Raw genomic sequence first — 18,133 nt, 5'->3', positions numbered from 1 at the left:
GGGAGTCGTTATGCGGGATTAAAGAATAGCATGGAGGCGTGCGACAAAAGGGTATAAGATTGACCGGTGCGTGCTCTATGTTTTCAGATGCGCAGTATATTATGCAAATGAAGAGGCGCATGATCCGGAGAAGCTGAAGTGGTGGAACTGGAAAGATGTCCAGGAGACGTAAAAGTGGTTTCCTGTGGCCGGATAATGGGTTCCGGAATACCCACTAGAATTAGGAGATGGATGATGGATGATGATATAAATGCTTATCTAAGCAGCGGGGCGATATTCAATAAAATCAGTGATATTACGCGGGTTGTCGATCCGTTGCGAAAGAGAGTTATTGAGCATAAGAATAAAGAAGTGAGTATGGATGGAATTCACTGCTTTGATTTTTGGGGCAAAAACAAAGTGTGCGATAACTGCATTTCCATGAGGGCCTATAACGACAATACAACATATGTAAAAATAGAGTACAGCGAAGACAAAACGTACATGATTACTGCGGTACCCCATGATTTGTCGGACAGAAGAGTTGTGATTGAGATTATCAAAGATATTACAAGCAGCATGTTTTTCGGTTCGGCTGAGAATGCCGGTATTGAACAGGCCGGCGTCCATGCGCTCATTGATAATTTGAACAGGCTTGCTTTCAGCGACCCACTGACGGGTATGTATAACCGGAGGTATATAATTGAAAAGCTCCCGGTCGACCTTTTGAACGCAGTTCTTCTGTCAAAGGAAATGTCAATAATTATGGTGGATATTGATTTTTTTAAAGCTGTAAACGATAATTACGGGCATCTTGCCGGGGATCAGGTGCTGAAAAAGGTTGCAGAGACATTATCCGATTCCATGAAAAGAGGCAGCGACTGGATTGCCAGGTATGGAGGGGAGGAGTTCCTGGTTTGCATGCCGGGAGCCGGTCTCGAGACGGCAAAGGCAACTGCCGAATATATGCGCAAATCCCTGGAAAAATCGGTTATACAGTTTGACGGCAAGGAATTCAGCATAACGGCCAGCTTTGGAGTGTACTGCATAAAATCCACGGGAGGCGAGAAGGTCGAGGATTTGCTGAAACATGCGGACGAAAAGCTGTATTTGGCAAAAAGAAATGGACGAAACAGGATTGAATATTAGATGATATTAATTTAAAACAGCCATAAAATGGAGGAATAATATGATTGGTGCCATTATTGGGGATATAGTAGGTTCCCGCTTTGAATTCAATAATCTCAGGAGCAAGGACTTTGAGCTGTTTACAGAGGACTGCCAGGTAACGGATGACAGCATTATGACTCTTGCTGTAGCCAAGGCACTTATTGAAACGGATAAAATGATTCAATTGTCTTCCGGGGAACATAATAAAGAATACTATTCCCTACTTGAAAAAACGACTGTCAACTATATGCAGGAAATAGGACGAAAGTATCCTGACTGCGGCTATGGCGGAATGTTTTCAAGATGGGTTTTTGGCAAGAATCCCCGACCATACAATAGTTTTGGAAATGGGGCAGCCATGCGCATAAGCCCTGCGGGGTTCGCCGCAAGAACTGAAAGTGAAGCAATCAGCCTTTCTGAAGCGATAACCGGGGTGACGCATAACCACAAAGAGGGGATCAAGGGAGCAGAAGCTACAGCAGTAGCCATATACATGTCACGGCATGGATTCACGAAAAACGAGATCCGATGCAAGATTATCACCAGCTATTACCCTCTGGATTTCACGTTAAATGAAATAAGGGACTCATACCAGTTTAACGAGACGTGCCAGGAAACGGTACCACAGGCCATAGAGGCGTTCATGGAAGCTGCGTCCTTTGAGGATGCCATTCGGAATGCAATTTCTATAGGCGGTGACAGCGATACATTAGCTGCTATCACGGGTGCAATCGCCGAAGCCTATTACGGGGTGCCGGAACCCATCAGAGGGAGAGCATTAACTTATTTGGATGATGAGCTGCTCGCAATATTGAATGCCTGGAACGATTTTACAGGTGATGGAGGCAGAGACCGACAAATTTCACGCTCACACTAAATCAAATGCATATTTGTAGATATAATCATCGAGCTCGAACAACCATTAAACCATTAAGCTCGCTTCCTTTCCCACCCCAGCATCCTACCCCAGAATCTGAAACGAAAGCATGATGTGCAGCTTCAGTTCCCAGTTTTCCAGGTGGATTCCGGTCATCTGCTCGATTTTCTCCATGCGGTTTAGGAAGGTGCTTCGGTGTATGTTTAATTTTTTGGCTGCGTGGGAAGAATTGAAGCCAGCATCAAAAAAGGCATACAAGGTTTTGTACAGCTCGCTTCCCGTCTGCTGGTCATAGTCTCTTAGGATTAAAACGCTCGTGTGGCAGACGCTTTCTACACGGTGGTTTTTGCTGCCGTGCTCTACCAGATAATCCAGTGCATAGTGATTGTAATAAAAGGCCCAGATTGTGGGGTCTTTTAAACTCCCGTATTCCAGCGCAATCAGGGTTTGCTCGTAGGAGGCGTATATATTCTTATAATATTTAAAGTTTCTGCTGATTCCTGCAATGGTAAGGCTTTCCCGCAGGAATACAGAAAGTGCCTGGTTGAAAGGACTTTCTGAGAATTCGCTGAAAATCGTGAGATTCACCAGGACAACGATTCTGGATCCATAAGGAAAGGCACAGGTGCCTTTCCACATTTTTTCTATTTGCGGGCAAAAATAATCAGCATAGATTTCCTTGCTGTAGTTATGCCCCGGTTCAAAGCAGACCAGAACATATATATGATCCGGGAGCCAGTTTAGCTTCTTCAGCTCCAGTTCCAGTTCGTCCAGGCTTTCTTTTTCCCCTTCCAGCATTTCCGGGAGGAGTGAGTGCATCCTGTCCAGCTTTGGATTTTTGGGATTGAATCCATTGTATTTTGCGTACATTCTTTCCACATAGGAATTCAGATGAAGTAGTATGCTGGCATTATACTTGTTGGATAAATCGTTTTTTTCCATTGGAGTGGAAATTCTGCCTACGTAAGAGTCATTATGAAATACATTTTTCGCAATGATATTTGCGTCCCTTGAAATATAGAACACATCTTTGATTTTCAAATCACTTTCATAATCGGGATGTGAAATGATTATATTCACAACATTCAGCGGTATGTGATTATAATCATCTACAAATGCTGCGGTCAGTCCCATTTTTTTTGAGGCATCTTTAGAGTAAGCCGCATAACAGAAGTTTTCATCAATGATGGAAATGGGGGATGGAGTGACATATTTGCAGGATTCGACTATTTCCCCAAACCCCAGATTTTCATATAAAGCGTCTTTCAAATGCTCATCCCATTCTTCGAATAAATCAAAAATCTGCTGCAGCGCATTGAAAACCTGTTCCATCGGAGCAGGTTTTGTCATGACGAAGAGGTCATGTACGAAGTTCGCTGGCATCTCCTGTGGAACTCCCACGCAGAGGAAAATGACATCTTTTACCGAATCCGAGATTTCCGGCAGATATTCTGGAGTGATTACAACCAGGTGTCCGGATAAATATTTGCTCTTTTCGAAAAAGATCGGACTCTTTACGGTCACATTTTTCCTGACCCCCGGAAAGTACTCGATTTTCGTAATGTTGGATAACTGGTAGTACAAAATATCCAGATTTAATTTCATGTCTGCCTCCTCTTTTTTTTATGGTAACACTCCGACGAAAAAAACACAAGGACACTACAAAATGTAGAGTGAAAAAATATTTAGAATGAATAATCTGTTCAGTATTGTTAAAAATGTGTCGTGTTTTGGCGGATTTTTGAAGTTTTTTGGAGTGTATACAAAATATATCCCGTTATTTTCTAGATAAAGATTGATTATAGGTTTTCGGGGACATATTATGAGGTTATTAAATTACATAATATGTTAGGAGGAAGATCGTAATGAACGCTGCACAGAATTTTTTAGAAACCCTTAGGGGAGGGACACCGAAAGCCTTTGTTAATGAATGGGAACCATTTGGACTGGTTTTTGACCCTCTGATGGCAGCTACATTAACCGGCCAGAAGGGGAAAACGGTTATTGATCCATGGGGTGTTACCGTATATTGGGGTGAAAACGAACCTGGTGTCATGCCAATCATTAATGACGATACAAAAGTATGCAAAGACATCACAATGTGGAAAGAGCAGGTCAAATATCCGGATCTTGCAAATATGGATTTGGACTGGTCTATGACGGTTCCTCAGGTTGAAGGCATAAAAGCAGAAGGCAAACTGGTAACCTCTTTATTGGCTACGGGATTATACGAGCAGGCCCATTATCTGATGGGATTTGAAGATGCATTGATGAATTTCCTGCTAGAGCCGGAATCCATGCATGAATTGCTGGATTATCTGACAGAATATAAAATGATGTATGCAAAGCTGCTGGTGGAGAATCTGCATCCGGATGTGATTCTTTGGCATGATGACTGGGGCTCAAAAACCAGCCTGTTCATGAGTGCAGAAATATGGAGAGAGTTTTTCAAACCGCGCTACGAAAAAATATTCAAATATTTCAAAGACAATGGCGTTATTGTAATGGTACATGCAGACAGTTTCCTGGAACCGATCGTGCATGACATGGTGGACGTGGGAATTGATATCTGGCAGGGTGTCCTTCCGCAAAACGACATTCCCAGACTTCAGAAAGAACTGGAGGGGAAAATGATTCTTATGGGCGGAGTCGATGCACAGAAAATCGATTTTGAAGATATTACTGAAGAAAACATCCGTGCAGAAGTTGCAAGATGCTGTAAAGAATATGCACCAGGTGGTGGATTCATTCCATGTCTGACCTACGGAGGACCCGGCAGCATTTTCCCGGAAGTGGATTTCATTATCCAGGATGAAATCAACAATCAAAGCAAAATTTATTTCAATTAGGAGGAAACATATCAATGAGAAAAACACATGTCGCGGCCATTATAGCCGTATTGGCATTCTTCGGATTGTTTATCGGCAATTTTGGACAGTACCAGCTGGCAGCGATGCCGATAGCGGTATTCACGAAGCTGGGCCTTACATCCCAGCAGTTTGCAAGTATCATGACTGCACCCATGATGTTATCCATCGTCCTGAGTTTTGTCTCCGGATCATTAATGGATAAATTCGGAATTAAACCGGTTGTAGCGGTAGGATTCATTTTATCCTCCATTGGGTTCATCATCCGGCCTTTTGCAACCACATACAGTGTCATGCTGATTGCCATGATTCTGACCGGTCTTGGATGCTGTATCTTCAACGCAAATATGTCCAAAATTGTAGGCCAACTTTTCCCTGCTCAAATGGTAGGCCGTATAATCGGTGTAATCATGCTGGGCGCAACGGTATCCATGACAGCAGCATATTCCACAGCCGTATTTTTCCCAACGCTGGAAATTGCTTTCTGGTTCTCCGCTGGTTTCAGCGTGGTAGTCATGTTAGCCTGGTTTGTCCTTGTAAGTACAAAAGCGCTAAAAGGCGATGGCGCAGCCCGGGAAACTTCTGTGCCTATTAAAGAAGCGATAGGGCATGCAGCCAAGAGCAAGGATATCTGGTTTATGGGACTTGCGTTCGCCTTCATGTTAGGCGGCATCATGGTCACTTCAACCTTCCAGCCGTTGGCATTAATCACCTTAAGAGGCTTCTCGGAATCTTATGCAAACAGCTTTGCAACCACATTGACCATCGGAAACATCGCCGGAACCTTTATCGGGCCGTTCCTGGTATTGCGTGCAAAGAGAATGAAGCCCTTCCTGGTAGCCATACTGATAATCGCTGTCGTCTGCACAGTGTTTATGATTGAGATGCCGCCGGCCTTCATGTATGGAGCTTCCTTCATTTTAGGATTTGTCAGAAGCGCATTCATTACAATTGTTATTTCGTTTCCATTCTTCTTCAAAGGAATCGGTCCTAAATATGCCGGTACCGCAGGCGGAATCACTTCTTCCCTGATGGTATTGGGTGCTGTTGTTATTCCTACCTACATCGTAGCGCCGCTTGCAAAAGATTTCCATCAGTATTTCTGGGCTGCCGCTGTCTGTATGGCTCTTTGCCTGGTGTTCACCTTACTGATGACGGATATCAAGAAAGTTCAGCCAGAAGCTTAATTAATAAAATCTCTAATAGGGCAACCTGTTGGAGATTTTTGGCATATAAAAAGCATATACTGTATTTAGAAAGGAAGTGATTTCATGCAAATAAATTTTACGAGATTTAGTTGTTAATATGAAAATTCAGAGATACAATTATCACATACTGACAGCAACACTTCGGTCCAAAATCTCTAGATGAAATGGAGCTGATCCCTATTGCAAAACACAGCCTCGCTGGATGAAATCCAGCAATCAATCAATGACAACGCAATGGTTTTGATTTACTTCAGTGGCAGATCCTGCGGAGTGTGTACTGCCTTGAAACCAAAGATTGAAGAAATGCTGCAGGCATTTCCAAAGATTAAAAGTATGCACGTAGATGCGGAGAAATCTCAGGACATCGCAGCCTACTACAACTTTTTTACCATTCCTGCCGTTCTTGTGTTTGTCGAGGGGAAAATGACAATAAGAGAAGCCAGATGCTTCAGCGTTCAGGAATTAAATAAGGGGGTTTCAAGGTATTATAGTTTACTATATGGGGAATAGGTGAGGACATGAATCAAAGCGCAAAAGTCATGGAGGCAATGATCGGATATTTTGAGGGAGATATAAGACGGATCAATCACCTTGTCAAAGTATACGCATTCGCCAAAACAATCGGGGAACTGGAAGGATTGGATCAAAAGACCCAGGAAATACTTGAGATTGCCGCCATTACCCATGACATCGGCATCAAGATTAGTGAAGAGAAGTACCATAGTTCTTCCGGGCATTATCAGCAGCTGGAAGGTCCTAATGAGGCGAAGATACTCCTGGAAAATCTGGGGACAGAAGCTCCCATCATCGAAAGAGTATGCTGGCTGATTGCGCATCACCATACCTACAAGAATATCGATACCAGTGATTATCAGATACTTGTGGAATCGGATTTTCTGGTGAATGCCTGGGAGGATGAAATGAACAGTGAAGCAGTAGAGAACGTGAAGTCCAGGATATTCAGGACAAAATCAGGGACATCCATGCTGGATTCTATGTATAAGAGAAGAGTGTGAAATAGCTTTCTATATAAATTTTGAGGCATGAGTGCTTGGGTATCCAGCATTCATGCCTCGTTTCAATAATAAGATATTCCTACTCCATACTTCCAATAGGATAACGGTAAACCGCTATCCTTGAGTTTGATAATTTATAAAATCCATGATTTCAAATGTTAACATTAAATCAAGGCGTTCCTTAAAATCATTAGTATTTATTTGGTAGAGTTCTTCAATCTGCTGTATATGATAAATGATACTGTTTCTATGCATATGTAATTCAAGGGCGGTTTCAGTTATTTTACAGTTATTCTCAAGATATGTCCTAAGAATTTGGAGTCTGTCAGCTTTCTTGTTATTCTCATTTTCATATATTTTCAAAAGCTTAGGATTACTGAAATTCTTAATAGGTGTTTTATCGTTACAAATAGTCAGTAAATGAAAGATTCTATAATCATTATAATCAAAGTAACCATCATTTTTTTTCGGAAAATTACCAAGGTCTAATGCGGAAGTAGCTTGTAAATATGCTTCACTCATTTGCTTGAGTTTGCAAAAAGGCAGACTGATTCCACACCTGGCATTATATCGTTTTAAAATACCGGAAAGTACTGTGAAGGTAAAATTAAGATTCTGTTTCTTTTGTATGTCAGTAAGATTAATAGCATCTACAAGTAAAATATAGACTTTGTTTTTATAAATTGTGGTATATGACTTAATGAGTGAATCTGAAATCTCATGTAAAATATGTTCATTTGGCAACTCGTTTAAAAATGGTAGATCTAAACATAGTAAACGGTAAGACGCCTCATAATCAATTTCAGTAAATTTTATTTTATCTTGTATATCTAATTCGGTAAGAGATTCACTTTCGATTATCTCTGCAAAAAGGTAATCAAATTTTTGGCGTTTTGCTATCGTGAATTTCATGTCATTTTCAATAAATATGGACATATCTTCCGATAATAAATAACCTTTTTGAGTGGTTTGATTAAAAATAGTATCTATTGGTGACTGAGGATATAAGTTTTTAGTATTGTGGAGCTTTATTACGAAGATATTGAGAAGCGCTTGAAAGAGACAACTATGAGAACAAAGAAATATATTATTGATCTCAAGATTTTGCCTTATTTCAAAGACAAACAAATCAATGATATCAAGGCGGCAGATATTCGGAAATGGCAAAATTAATTGATGAAAGATGGATATTCAGCGACTTATTTAAAGACTATTAATAATCAACTGGCGGCAATTTTTAATTATGCGGAGCGGTATTATGACTTAAAAAATAATCCGTGTAAAAAGCTGGCACCATTGGAAAGAGCAAAGCAGATGAAATGCTTTATTGGACAAAAGACGAGTAAGTAAGTATGGAGCTTCGGAAATCATAAATAGTGATCAAGGGACCCAGTTCACCTCGAATGAGTATGTTGAGTTGATAAAGAGCTATAATCAGGAGTTTTCTGGAATAACAACGTTTTTTGAATCATTTACGAACTTTAACAGGTTCTGTGGTATTTTTTATACCTTCAATTTTTTTGATTGCTCTATCTAAGATTTCATCTGTTCTGTGGCTGTCCGAGATGCTAGAATTAGATAAACAGATTAGAAAAAACTGCCTGTTTGTTAAAAAATTACAACGTTTATTCTGACAAACTCAGACATTTTTATTTTATAAAAAAGGAAATAAAATCTTCATAGCAAAAAGGCTTGAGATTCCGGAAAAGTATAAAGAACAAGCGGAGGTGAAAAAGGAAAAAGGGGAAAATAGAAATTAGTTAGTTGTAAAAAATTTAATAAAGGAGAGAAAACATGATACCTATTATAATAGCTATTGCGTATTTTGGCTTTTTCAGCGCTCTTTGTGCATATCGTACAAGATTGCAGAAAAAAGACAAGGGGGCGTAGAAAAGAAAAGTGATAAAGAGTTTTTTACTGCAAGAGGCCGTCTGGATTGGTTCGCGGTAATGTGCTCTTTTGTACTGGCACCATTAGGAGGAGGTCGTACGACATCTCTTTATGAGTCTCAGGCAGGACTGGGTGCAGCGATTGCCTGGTGGGGAATTTTATCAGGAGGTGTATTCGTACCGGTATTTCTGTTATGGTTCGGACCTATGTTCAGAAAACTGAAAGTACAGACATTTCCACAGGCACTTGGAAAAGTTTTTGGACCTAAGATCAAGATATTAAAAATAATATAGATGAATTGAAAGGAGTTTGTGAATGAAAATACAAGCTGCATTGATAGAAACAAAGGGAGAACCTTTTAATATTTGTGAGTTGGAATTAGAACCTCCAAAACAGGGAGAAGTTCTTATAAAAATAGCAGCCTGTGGAGTCTGTCATACGGATGAAGTTGCAAGGCAGCAGATCATCCCGGTTCCATTACCTGCGGTATTCGGGCATGAGGGATGTGGGACTGTACTGGAAGTGGGCCCGTGTGTAACAGAATTTAAACCTGGAGATAAGGTCGGATTTTCATATGGTTACTGTGGCACCTGTGAAGCATGCAGAACAGGAAGACCTTATGGCTGTATAGAAAATCGAAGACTGAATTTTGGAGGAGTACAGTTCGATGATACTAAACGTTTGAAAAAGGGAGATACATATGTTTCTTCATTTTTTGGCCAGGGAGCTTTTGCATCACATGCGGTTGTTCATGTGAATAATCTTATCCCTGTAGCAGAAGATATAGATCTTAAAATGGTAGCGCCAATGGGATGCGGAATCCAGACAGGTGCAGGTGCGGTTTTGAATTATCTTAAACCCGGACCAGACAGTTCAATTATTATTACAGGATGCGGTCCAGTCGGGCTGAGTGCTGTTATGGCAGCTAAAATTGCCGGATGTACGACTATTATTGCCTGTGATGTGGTCCAGTCACGTCTGGAACTGGCTTTAGAACTGGGAGCGACAGATATTATTAATTCCAGAGAAGCAGAGAGCGTTCAGGAACGTGTATGTGAACTTACAGGAGGTCTGGGAAGCAACTATGCAATTGACTGTACAGGAATCGGTGTATGTGTACGTCAGAGTTTGCAGTGCACACGTCCGCTTGGAACATGCATTGTTCTGGGAGCGACACAGGATCTGACAATTAATGTTGAAGAAGATCTGATGGGAGTTGGAAAAACATTAGCAGGTCTGGTAGAGGGATGTTCAATTCCGAAGATATTTATTCCACAGCTGTTAGATTATTATCGTAAAGGAATGTTCCCATTTGATAAGCTTATAAAATATTATCCTTTTGAAGAAATAAATGAGGCATTTGAAGATACGAAAAAAGGTTCTGTATTAAAAGCTGTTTTATATATGGAATAATATTATAGATACTAAATATATGAGGTGAAAAATGGGGAAAATATCAAGAAAATCTATTGTAATCAATGGAGCACAGAGACATGTAGTATATAATTCCGAAAAAGACAGTTTGGCAAATGTTCTGCGCAGGTTCGGGCTGACTGGGACTAAAATAGGCTGTGACAAAGGAGTTTGTGGAGCATGTTCTGTTATTATGAATAATAAACTGGTTCGCGCCTGCGTTATAAAGATGAAGAAAGTTCCAGAGTATGCAGAAATTACTACAATTGAAGGAATAGGAACACCGGATAATCTACATCCGATTCAGATGGCATGGATTACACATGGCGGTGCTCAGTGCGGATTCTGTACACCTGGATTTATTGTTTCGACCTATGCACTGCTGTTGGAAAACAAAAGTCCGACCAGAGAAGAAGTGCGTAAATGGTATACAAAAAATAAAAACGTATGCCGTTGTACAGGTTATAAGCAGTTAGTAGATGCAGCTATGGATGCAGCAGCAGTTCTTCGCGGTGAAAAGACCATGGAGGATATTACATGGAAACTTGGCGAAGGTGAAGAGTATTATGGAAGTTCATTGCCACGTCCGACAGCACTGGCAAAAGTATGCGGCACTATAGATTATGGTGATGATATAGGACTGAAAATGCCTGGAACCGTTGCATATCTTGCTCCGGTCATGGCAGGCGTACCACATGCTCGTATAAAGAGTATTGATGTATCAGAAGCAGAAGCAATACCAGGAGTTATTAAAGTAATTACTGCGGCTAATGTTCAGGGAAGTAATGATATTTCATTTCCTGCAGTTGTGCCGCGTCAGAAAGGACAGGGAGCGCCTAAATTTCCATTGATCTGTGACGAGGTAGTCAACCGCCGTGGCGACATTTATGCAATTGTTGCGGCTGTATCAACAGATATTGCCAGAGAGGCTGCTAAAAAAGTTAAAGCTGATTTAGAGATATTACCATCATATATGAATGTTTTAGAATCTTTTGCAACAGATGCACTTCAGCTTCATCCAAATGTGCCAAATCAGTATTTATTTGCACCTTTGTATAAAGGTAAAGATACAGAAGAAATTTTTGAGGAAGCCCCAGTCGTTGTTGAGGGCAGCTGGCACAGTCAGCATGAGCCGCATCTGACTATTGAACCGGATGTATTCCAGGGATACTGGGATGAGGATGGAATGCTCACTATTATGAGCAAGACTCATGATCTTTATGGATGCCGTGACGAGCTGGCACCTGCAATAGGTCTGGAGCCTGAAATGATCCGTATGGTCAATAATCCTGCGGGCGGATGTTTTGGATATTCTACGATTTCAAATCTGTTCGCTCTTGCCGGAGTTGCTGTAATGACGATAAATATGCCGGTATCAATGACACTGACTTATGAAGAGCATATGCATATGACAGGAAAACGTTCAGCAACTTATTCCAACGGCAGACTTGCATGTAGTGAAGACGGTATGATAGAAGCGGTAGAATTCGATGTGGCAATGGATCATGGTTCTTATGCAGGAACAGCGTCAATTGCATTTGGTAACCTGATCTCCGTACCATTTCAGGGCTATAATATTCCAAATATCAAGGCTCTTGCCCGTGCAGGTTCATCTAATCATGCATTTACATGTGCATACAGAGGGTTTGGCGGACCGCAGATCTATACGATGAGTGAAGCACTTACAGATATGGCAGCAGAGGCGGTCGGAGTTGATGCATGGGAATTCCGAAAGAAGAATGTGGCAGTACCGGGTGATCTGACAATTAACAGCAGACCATATCTGACTTATACATACCCACAGTTACTGGATATGATAAAAGTTCATTACGATGAATTTAAGAAAATTGCTGATGATGCGAAGAAAGAAGGTCGTCATGTCGGTGTTGGTATAGGCATGGGAGGCTTTAATGTAGGTAAAGGATTTATTGACCACTGTGAAAATGATATTGAGCTTTGCGAAAGAGGTTATATAAATGTTTATAATACATGGCAGGATCTTGGACAGGGTGCTGATATTGGAACTATGACTCATGTTCTTAAGAATCTTGAACCACTTGGAGTGACCCCAGACAAGGTACGTCTGGTCACTAATGATACAAAACTTGCACCAGACTCTGGTCTTTCAGCGGCAAGCCGTTCTCATTATATGAGTGGTCGCGCGCTTATAGAAGCATGTAATAAACTGCTGGATGCAATGCGTAAAGAAGATGGGACATATCGTACATATGAGGAAATGATCGAAGAAAATATTCCGACAAGATATAGGGGACATGTAGATGAAGTGGGATATGGACTTGATCCATGTCAGGATCCAAATACCGGAGAAGGAAGCCGTTTTAAATCATATACTTATGGTGTAAGTACAGCTCTGGTCGAAGTTGATGTTAATACAGGCAAGACAGAAGTATTAAAATTCGCGATTGCTGTAGATATTGGAAAGATCGGCAACATGTTATCAGTAGAAGGTCAGGCATATGGCGGTATTTCACATGGAATCGGATTTGCACTCAGTGAAGATTATGATGCGTCTGACAAGGCGAATAATATGGCTTACTGTGGAGTGCCAAGCTGTGAAATGATTCCGGATGATATCCGCGTGGATTATTATGCAGGAGATCCAAGACCACATGGACCACATGGCTCAAGCGGATGTGCAGAAGTATTTCAGGCATGTACGCATATGCCGGTCATTAATGGTATCAACAATGCATGTGGTGTGCGTATATATGATCTGCCTGCGACACCGGATAAGGTCAAAGCCGGATGGCAGAAGCTCCAGAATGGAGAAGATCTGACTCCGCCTAAGTATTTCTTTGGTACAGAGTTTGAGGATGAACTTGAATATATTCGTGAGAATCCAATTTAAATAAAGAACGAAGAGTTCGCCTGCGAACTCTCTCGCGAGGCGCGTTTGCGTAACAATATTTACTTTATCCGCGCCTCTGTGATCCCACGATTTTTTATTTAATTAGGAAATGCAACGCGATTTACATTCAAATAAAAAATGTTATAATAAATAATAAGAGATGGAGAGCTGTTGTGCATCCGTAGAATAGAAATATTACTATGGATCGTATTACGGCTTTTTGTGAAAAAAGGAGATTGATTTATGGAACGAGAGGAAGTATTTGAGCTAGTGAAAAATTGTTATAATGGAGAACCGGCTACCTGTATAGCTGCCTGCCCGTTTCATTTAGATGTCAAATCTGTTCTGAAAAAGATTTACAAGGGAAGACTTGAGGCGGCGCAGCAGGAAATGCATAAAACTTTGCCGTTTCCAGCCATGATTTGTGAAATCTGTCCTGCACCATGCGAAGAATATTGTCAGAGAAGTACTGTACTTCATGAAGAAACGATTTCTATTCGGATGTCAGCACAGGCCTGTATGCAGGCAAAGGAAAAAAAGGAAAGACAAAGTTATAAGCTACCGCCACTGCCACAGCGTGCAGTAGTTGTAGGGGCAGGACCGGTGGGACTTGCCTGTGCATTGTATCTTAGCAGGAAACGTTATCCGGTAGTAGTGTTCGATAAAAATAAAGTATGGGGTGGAAGTATTTGTACCCATCAGCGGTTCCCAGTCTATGAGGCTGAATTTGCAAAAAAGTTCGAATCATTGGATGTTGATTTTCGCTTTGGAGAAGAAATTACAGACTTATATCAGCTGGATGAATTTGATGTTATTTTTATTGCGACTGGAAAAAACGGTGAGAATTTCGGACTTTTGGACAGTTGTGACACTGAACTGGGCACGACAGAAATTAAAAATGTATTTCTTGGCGGTGAACTGCTTGGGATGTCTTGCGTTGAGGGAATGGCTCATGCTTCAATGGCAGCAAAAGCAATAGAGTCATACATTCAGACGGGAAGTGCTGAACATGCAAATATCCAGTGGGAAAAAATGGACTGTAAGAAAAATGCACCGCATCATAATGTTGAACCGGCTCCTCATATCGTTCCGGCAGGAGATGTATATTCAGTGGAAGAAGCACAGGCAGAGGCAGGCCGTTGTATGCAGTGTGATTGTGAGGAATGTATGAAGGACTGCAGCCTTCTTGCCAAATATAAGAAAAAGCCGCCACGAATAGCGATAGATGTGGCACAGGACGGAATGACTCGGAACTCGGTAAGTTCGGCATGCATTACACGGGAGACGTGGTCGTGTAATTTATGCGGGCACTGCGCTGATGTATGTGGAGAAAATGTAAATATCGGTGATGTATTTGAACTTTCAAGGAAGGATAGAGTAAAAAGTGGAAATTATCCACCAGCTTTTCATGGATACTGGTTAAAAGAGATGGAACAGGCAGTATCTGAGTCAGGACTGATGCGTCCTGCACCTGGAGAAACAGGCTGTGATTATGTATTTTTTCCCGGATGCCGCTTAGGTGCATCTAATCCCGATTATGTCCTGGCTTCCTATGATGCATTACTGAAACAGTATAAAAAGACAGGTGTTATTCTGGACTGCTGCGGTATTCCTGCATTGTGGGCGGGAGAAGAGGGCCGGTTCAGTGAACATGTGGAACGCTTAAGGAAAAGCTGGGAAGAACTGGGAAAACCTGTGGTGATCTATGCATGCACAAGCTGCCGCCGTACTTTTGCGCGTTTTCTACCGGAAGTTTCGTTGATTTCACTTTATGAACTGCTCGAAAAAGAAAATATGCCATCTGTTGGCGGGACATTTTCTATATTTGACTCCTGTTCGGCATATGGTATGGGAGAGGTCAGGGAAGCTGTCCGTAAGCTGGCTGATAAAGCCGGATGTGAGACCACAGATTATGAAAGTAATGGGAAATGCTGCGGATTTGGCGGACATATACAGCTCGCAAATCCAGAGTTTTATGATGAAGTTGCCATGGAACGAATCGAAGAATCCGATTTCCCGTATTTAGTTTATTGTGTTAACTGCCGTGAAGTATTCCAGAGTCATGGAAAAGCTTCAAAGCACATTCTGGATATGGTTTTTGGACTGGAGGAAAAGCCATTAACATCGTTGGAAGAAAAAAGAAATAATAATTTACAGGTAAAGCAGACCTTAATGGAAAACTATTGGGCGGAAAAATTTGATCCTGAAAAAGAAGAATGGGATGATCTTCAGATAGAAATTCCGGCAGATGTGCTAGTGGACATGGAAAGGGCACTGATTCCGGCAGGAGATGTAAAAAAGACGATATGGCTAAATGAAAAGAACTGTGAAGGCTATGAAAACGAAGTCGGTGAAGTGGTATGCCGTATGGTCGGAGAATATCTGACCTGCTGGGTCAGGTACAAAAAAGAAAATGAGATATATTATATACAGGAAGTCTATTCACATCGTATGCATATTCGGGAGGATGAGATTTGATGAGTGAAGAAGAAAAATGGAAATGCAGGTGCTGTGGCTGTGAATTAAGTAAGCGTCAGGTCGTTTTTGATTATCTTTCGCTTACATTTAGTGAAAAAGTCCTGAGATGCCCGAAATGTGGAAGAGTGCTGATCCCAAAAGACCTTGCAGTGGGCAAAATGGTCGAGGTCGAAGCCCAGCTTGAAGATAAATAAACATCCAGAATTTATTTTCTGGATGTCAGCATATGATAATGTGTATTTTTAGGCTGAATACCGCAGGCAAAAACAGAACAGCCAAGTGTTTCGGAGGCTTGGGTAAGGTAGGCGTCAAGGCTTCCGTATTTAAAAATAATATCCACAACGAACTGGACCAGCTCATTAGTATGGTCAGTGCAGACGATATCAGAAAATCCGATTGAACAAAGAGCATCTGTCAGCTGGTCTATGCTGGCAGTACCATTTTCAATTAGGCATGAGCCTTTTTCGCGACTGAGTACTGAAATAATAAGTGTGCCGTTGGGTGAAAGAACGCGAAAAGCTTCCTTAAGGGCTTTTAGTGGGTCAGGAAAAAGTGTCAGTGTGCATTCCATAAAAACTGCATTAAAGCTATCTGAGCCAAAAGGGAGATTACAGGCATCAGCCTGAATAAGCGTTGCACCCGGCAAAAGCTTGCATGCTGCAGATACTGCAGTGGCCGAAAGATCAATACCTGAGATGTGGCATCCGTAGTTACTGGTTAGATAATGTAAGGTTGTTCCGGTACCACATCCAATATCAAGTACAGAGGTATTACTATTTAGCCCGGCTTTTTTGGCACCGCGATCGGTAAGGGCCAGTCCGCCCGGACGGAAAATATTATTTTGCATTTTTGCCTCCCCATATAAATTTATGTATATATTTTATAGGATAGAGTGGGGGAAAGCAAGTTGTAATATGGAGGTGCAACAGGTGCCCGGGTTATGTGAATTGTGCGCTGGAAATATTAGATGAAATGATAGGATCGTTCCGTCAGAGAGGAGCAAAAATGGAAGCACCAAGAACACCGGTCGACTTATGGACTGCAGAAAAATTAGTCATAGATACAGAGGATCTTTCACAGCAGTTATTGGAAAAATATCAGTTAAATGAAATAAAAAAGATGCTCCATGTTGTAAAAAATAAAAGCAGCTTTTATAAGGAGCTGTTTTGTGATTATGATCCGGATAGTATAGAAACAATGGAAGATTTTAGGAAGCTTCCTACTACATGCGAAAAAGATCTGATTGATCAGGAGTGGCGTTTTCAGTGTGTAAATGCTTCAGAGGTGCAAAGAATTGTTACCGTTTCGACAACAGGGACTACCGGATGCCGTAAACGTATCAGTTTTACTCAAAATGACCTGAAAAAGGCGATGGAGTTCGCTCCTTATGGATTTGCTATGATGTGCAATCCGGGAGATAAGGTGCTTGTTATGATGTCAGGCGGCTCTGCAGGAAGCATCGGAGATAATGTGCGCAGAAGCCTGGAACCTTTTGGCATGAAAGTAGAGGTTTTCGGGCAGTTAACAGATCTTGAAAAGGCAATGCAGTGCATGGTCTCTTTTCGGCCTGACGTGATTATTGGAATCCCATTCCAAATGGCTGCTCTGGAAAGATATATGAATAAAAAGAAGAAGCAGTTCAGTGTGAAAAGTGTTCTTATGAGCGCAGATGATGTACCTGAAGCAATTTGCGTGCGTCTTAAAAATTCATGGAAGTGTAACACATTCCGTCACTATGGTATGACAGAGCTTGGGATGTTCGGAGCAGTAGAATGTCTAGGGCAGGACGGTTATCATTTGAGGGCCTGCGATCATTTATTTGAGATACTCGAACCGGATGAAGAAGGGTTCGGTGAAATCGCATTGACGACATTTCACCATGAATCTATGCCGCTGGTGCGTTACAGGACAGGAGATATTGGCCGGATGAAAATGGAAAAATGTGTATGTAAAAGCCCTTTGATGCGAATAGAAACGATTCGTGGACGCAGATGCAACAGCGTTTTGTTCCCAAATGGAAGAATGTTCATAAGAGATATTGCAGAAATTGTCTACGCAGACAGCAGTATCGCAGATTTTGAATGTGCTGTCGGGAATGGAAGACTTCATTTATTTATAAGGACTCTCGAGGGAGATTTTGCAGATACGCAGGGTTTGCGGTACCGACTAAAAGAAAATGCAGGATTAGAAGGGATTGATATTTCAATTGAAAGCAATATATTACATGGTTTTGAAGAGGCACAAAATACGAAAAAAAGGATGGAATTACTAGTATGATGCATCTATTACAGCGCTTGAAGAATATGATGTAGATATCATTTATTTTACAGATGAACAGTGTGATGACTTTCTTACAACCGTAGAAG

Annotated in this window: 16 protein-coding genes and 1 pseudogene; 14 read left to right on the top strand and 3 right to left on the bottom strand. The window is 41.4% G+C overall.

The window, feature by feature from the left end:
* Positions 1-70 precede the first annotated feature (70 nt).
* Genes BUA79_RS12900 through BUA79_RS08015 form a run of 3 tightly spaced genes read left to right on the top strand, consistent with a single transcriptional unit; the run spans position 71 to position 2,026 of the window.
* Entirely contained in the window at positions 71-172 is a 102-nt protein-coding gene (locus BUA79_RS12900; RefSeq protein WP_334292712.1) for a helix-hairpin-helix domain-containing protein, read from the top strand.
* Positions 139-1,128: a GGDEF domain-containing protein gene (locus BUA79_RS08020; protein WP_242941670.1), complete on the top strand. Its 990-nt coding sequence runs from the start codon at positions 139-141 to the stop codon at positions 1,126-1,128. The genes BUA79_RS12900 and BUA79_RS08020 overlap by 34 nt, the downstream gene beginning before the upstream one ends.
* Before the next feature lie 40 nt (positions 1,129-1,168).
* Positions 1,169-2,026: an ADP-ribosylglycohydrolase family protein gene (locus BUA79_RS08015; protein ID WP_073993920.1), complete on the top strand. Its 858-nt coding sequence runs from the start codon at positions 1,169-1,171 to the stop codon at positions 2,024-2,026.
* A gap of 84 nt (positions 2,027-2,110) precedes the next feature.
* Here the strand turns inward: BUA79_RS08015 and BUA79_RS08010 are convergent, their stop codons facing one another.
* Complete coding sequence (locus tag BUA79_RS08010) at positions 2,111-3,631, bottom strand: PucR family transcriptional regulator (RefSeq protein WP_073993919.1); 1,521 nt, start codon at positions 3,629-3,631, stop codon at positions 2,111-2,113.
* 260 nt (positions 3,632-3,891) lie between these two features.
* Between BUA79_RS08010 and BUA79_RS08005 the strand changes: the two genes are divergently transcribed.
* The 4 genes from BUA79_RS08005 (at position 3,892) to BUA79_RS07990 (ending at position 7,117) form a co-directional block, all read left to right on the top strand.
* Positions 3,892-4,875 (top strand): uroporphyrinogen decarboxylase family protein, encoded by a 984-nt coding sequence (locus BUA79_RS08005; RefSeq protein ID WP_073993918.1) that lies wholly within the window; start codon positions 3,892-3,894, stop codon positions 4,873-4,875.
* Positions 4,876-4,889: 14 nt separating this feature from the next.
* Entirely contained in the window at positions 4,890-6,080 is a 1,191-nt protein-coding gene (locus BUA79_RS08000) for an MFS transporter (RefSeq protein ID WP_073993917.1), read from the top strand.
* Positions 6,081-6,281: 201 nt separating this feature from the next.
* Positions 6,282-6,611: a thioredoxin family protein gene (locus BUA79_RS07995; protein WP_073993916.1), complete on the top strand. Its 330-nt coding sequence runs from the start codon at positions 6,282-6,284 to the stop codon at positions 6,609-6,611.
* Positions 6,612-6,619: 8 nt separating this feature from the next.
* Positions 6,620-7,117, top strand: coding sequence for an HD domain-containing protein (locus BUA79_RS07990; RefSeq protein ID WP_073993915.1), 498 nt, complete (start codon positions 6,620-6,622; stop codon positions 7,115-7,117).
* 114 nt (positions 7,118-7,231) lie between these two features.
* Here the strand turns inward: BUA79_RS07990 and BUA79_RS07985 are convergent, their stop codons facing one another.
* Entirely contained in the window at positions 7,232-8,029 is a 798-nt protein-coding gene (locus BUA79_RS07985) for a PucR family transcriptional regulator (protein ID WP_207647329.1), read from the bottom strand.
* 102 nt (positions 8,030-8,131) lie between these two features.
* Here BUA79_RS07985 and BUA79_RS12895 point away from each other — a divergent pair.
* The 6 genes and pseudogenes from BUA79_RS12895 to BUA79_RS07955 form a co-directional block, all read left to right on the top strand.
* Positions 8,132-8,460: pseudogene (locus BUA79_RS12895) on the top strand (tyrosine-type recombinase/integrase); the annotation flags it as partial.
* A gap of 501 nt (positions 8,461-8,961) precedes the next feature.
* Positions 8,962-9,300: a hypothetical protein gene (locus tag BUA79_RS07975; protein ID WP_143147895.1), complete on the top strand. Its 339-nt coding sequence runs from the start codon at positions 8,962-8,964 to the stop codon at positions 9,298-9,300.
* Positions 9,301-9,322: 22 nt separating this feature from the next.
* Positions 9,323-10,420 (top strand): NAD(P)-dependent alcohol dehydrogenase, encoded by a 1,098-nt coding sequence (locus tag BUA79_RS07970; protein WP_073993912.1) that lies wholly within the window; start codon positions 9,323-9,325, stop codon positions 10,418-10,420.
* Positions 10,421-10,451: 31 nt separating this feature from the next.
* The gene (locus tag BUA79_RS07965) at positions 10,452-13,289 is read left to right on the top strand and encodes a molybdopterin-dependent oxidoreductase (RefSeq protein ID WP_073993911.1); all 2,838 of its coding nucleotides are present in this window, start codon (positions 10,452-10,454) and stop codon (positions 13,287-13,289) included.
* A 243-nt stretch (positions 13,290-13,532) separates the two neighbouring features.
* Positions 13,533-15,767, top strand: a complete 2,235-nt coding sequence (locus tag BUA79_RS07960) for a pyridine nucleotide-disulfide oxidoreductase/dicluster-binding protein (RefSeq protein WP_073993910.1) — start codon at positions 13,533-13,535, stop codon at positions 15,765-15,767.
* The gene (locus BUA79_RS07955; protein ID WP_073993909.1) at positions 15,767-15,961 is read left to right on the top strand and encodes a DVU_1557 family redox protein; all 195 of its coding nucleotides are present in this window, start codon (positions 15,767-15,769) and stop codon (positions 15,959-15,961) included. Before BUA79_RS07960 ends, BUA79_RS07955 begins: the two co-directional genes overlap by 1 nt.
* A gap of 11 nt (positions 15,962-15,972) precedes the next feature.
* Here the strand turns inward: BUA79_RS07955 and trsM are convergent, their stop codons facing one another.
* Complete coding sequence (gene trsM, locus BUA79_RS07950) at positions 15,973-16,614, bottom strand: DVU_1556 family methyltransferase (protein WP_073993908.1); 642 nt, start codon at positions 16,612-16,614, stop codon at positions 15,973-15,975.
* 158 nt (positions 16,615-16,772) lie between these two features.
* Between trsM and BUA79_RS07945 the strand changes: the two genes are divergently transcribed.
* The gene (locus BUA79_RS07945) at positions 16,773-18,044 is read left to right on the top strand and encodes a DVU_1553 family AMP-dependent CoA ligase (RefSeq protein WP_143147894.1); all 1,272 of its coding nucleotides are present in this window, start codon (positions 16,773-16,775) and stop codon (positions 18,042-18,044) included.
* The last annotated feature ends 89 nt before the right edge of the window (positions 18,045-18,133 follow it).

Origin of the sequence: Parasporobacterium paucivorans DSM 15970 (genome assembly GCF_900141895.1) — a bacterium.
GTDB lineage: Bacteria > Bacillota > Clostridia > Lachnospirales > Lachnospiraceae > Parasporobacterium > Parasporobacterium paucivorans.
Note: the sequence above shows the minus strand (reverse complement) of the source record. Positions and strands in the feature narration are given on the sequence as shown.

Excerpts from the sequence above, each read along its gene's own strand:
- BUA79_RS08015 (WP_073993920.1), top strand. The coding sequence starts at position 1,169 with ATGATTGGTGCCATTATTGGGGATATAGTAGGTTCCCGCTTTGAATTC.
- BUA79_RS08010 (WP_073993919.1), bottom strand. The coding sequence starts at position 3,631 with ATGAAATTAAATCTGGATATTTTGTACTACCAGTTATCCAACATTACG.
- BUA79_RS08005 (WP_073993918.1), top strand. The coding sequence starts at position 3,892 with ATGAACGCTGCACAGAATTTTTTAGAAACCCTTAGGGGAGGGACACCG.
- BUA79_RS08000 (WP_073993917.1), top strand. The coding sequence starts at position 4,890 with ATGAGAAAAACACATGTCGCGGCCATTATAGCCGTATTGGCATTCTTC.
- BUA79_RS07990 (WP_073993915.1), top strand. The coding sequence starts at position 6,620 with ATGAATCAAAGCGCAAAAGTCATGGAGGCAATGATCGGATATTTTGAG.
- BUA79_RS07985 (WP_207647329.1), bottom strand. The coding sequence starts at position 8,029 with ATGAAATTCACGATAGCAAAACGCCAAAAATTTGATTACCTTTTTGCA.
- BUA79_RS07970 (WP_073993912.1), top strand. The coding sequence starts at position 9,323 with ATGAAAATACAAGCTGCATTGATAGAAACAAAGGGAGAACCTTTTAAT.
- BUA79_RS07965 (WP_073993911.1), top strand. The coding sequence starts at position 10,452 with ATGGGGAAAATATCAAGAAAATCTATTGTAATCAATGGAGCACAGAGA.
- BUA79_RS07960 (WP_073993910.1), top strand. The coding sequence starts at position 13,533 with ATGGAACGAGAGGAAGTATTTGAGCTAGTGAAAAATTGTTATAATGGA.
- BUA79_RS07955 (WP_073993909.1), top strand. The coding sequence starts at position 15,767 with ATGAGTGAAGAAGAAAAATGGAAATGCAGGTGCTGTGGCTGTGAATTA.
- trsM (WP_073993908.1), bottom strand. The coding sequence starts at position 16,614 with ATGCAAAATAATATTTTCCGTCCGGGCGGACTGGCCCTTACCGATCGC.
- BUA79_RS07945 (WP_143147894.1), top strand. The coding sequence starts at position 16,773 with ATGGAAGCACCAAGAACACCGGTCGACTTATGGACTGCAGAAAAATTA.